Origin of the sequence: Marinobacter sp. UBA2498 (genome assembly GCF_002341575.1) — a bacterium.
Classification (GTDB): Bacteria; Pseudomonadota; Gammaproteobacteria; order Pseudomonadales; family Oleiphilaceae; genus Marinobacter; species Marinobacter manganoxydans.
On the sequence record NZ_DDOI01000133.1, the window covers coordinates 14,973 to 16,326 of the forward strand.

1 protein-coding gene and 1 pseudogene are annotated in these 1,354 nt (G+C 54.8%); both read left to right on the forward strand.

Going from position 1 to position 1,354, the window contains the following annotated elements; all coding sequences use genetic code 11:
* Nucleotides 1-265 (forward strand): annotated as a pseudogene (prpD, locus tag B2W52_RS18325) (2-methylcitrate dehydratase); the annotation flags it as partial.
* Between the two features lie 147 nt (nt 266-412).
* A complete protein-coding gene (locus tag B2W52_RS18330) occupies nt 413-1,138 on the forward strand; it encodes a PEP-CTERM sorting domain-containing protein (RefSeq protein ID WP_286803865.1) in 726 nt (241 codons plus the stop codon).
* Nucleotides 1,139-1,354: the final 216 nt, after the last annotated feature.

Genomic DNA, 1,354 nt, shown 5'->3' on the forward strand with positions numbered 1-1,354 from the left:
GGAAGAAGACAAACGCTCCATCGCCAACGCCATTCAGGTGTTCTTCAGGGATGGCAGTGCCACGGACAAGGTCGCGGTTGAATACCCCATCGGCCACCGTCGCCGCAGGAAGGAGGGGATTCCGCTCTTGGAAGACAAATTCAACAACAACCTTGCCACCCGGTTCCCTGGCCAGCGTTGCGACCGGATCTACCAGCTCTGCAAGGATCAGAAAGCGCTGGAAGGCACGCCAGTGCATGAGTTTGTCGGGCTTTTTGTGATCTGAATATGAAACAGTGGGTGTCGGTTTAATTTACAGTTTGTGGGTAAGGGCTTCATAACAAGCTGAAATTTAAACAGTTATCATTGTGGCGCGAAATGTGCCTTCAGTACTCCGGCGAAGGCGAATTAATCAGTGAAACGGAGTACTGATATGAACAAGGCAACAGCCATTATTGCGACCGGACTACTCTTTGGCGCATGCTCCTGGGTTTCCGCAGCACCCATTCTTTCCGTCAGCCCCCAGGGCGGAGCCGCCGCTGGCCAGGCCGAAAGTAACTTCCTGGCAACCCTGAGCGGCGGCTATCTCACCGAAACGTTCGACAACAATACCTTTTACAACCCTGGTGATCAGTCAGTTTCCATTAACTCCCAGGTGGGTGTCGGCAGTTTTACCAGCGCGGTGCCGGGTTCCGGCGGCCTTTGCGATAGTGGCGGTTACACCTGCACGAAAGGCCTTGCCGTTCTGGATGCAGGCACAACGCCTTTCAGCGGGCGCTACCCGGTATCCGGTGACAACTGGCTGGACAGCATGGACGCCAGGGAAATGAGCATCTCGCCGGCTGCGGGTTACAATGCCATGGGGTTCTACATGACAGATCCTAACGATGCGGGTGGCCGGTTCTCGATTGGCGGCGTGGGGTTCAGTTTCAACGACATCTTCGGAACAGCCCTGGGTAACGGCACGATTTTTTACATCTCGATTTTTGACTCGGCAGGCCTTGGCGGCGTGTCCATCTTTTCCAATAAACCGAATGACGGCTACGGCCTGGATAACGTAACCGTCGGTACCGTTGCGGTCCCGGAGCCCGGCACCCTGGCGCTGCTTGGGCTCGGTCTCCTGGGGCTTTTTCTGGCCCGCATGCGCAAGCGGTCGTAACGCCTGATACAGAGAAGAAACTGACAACCCGGGCGCCGTGTGTTGTCAGTTTTCTTTACATTCTGAACGCACCCTGAACGGCTGACACGCTCATTCTGTTTGCCGTTGGTTGCAGTTACAGGAATTTACAGTACACTGCTGTTCATATAACGCTGTATGTAAACGCACTGGATGCGTTGTTTCATTGTTGTGAGCAGCAAAAGGAGTTGGCGTGGC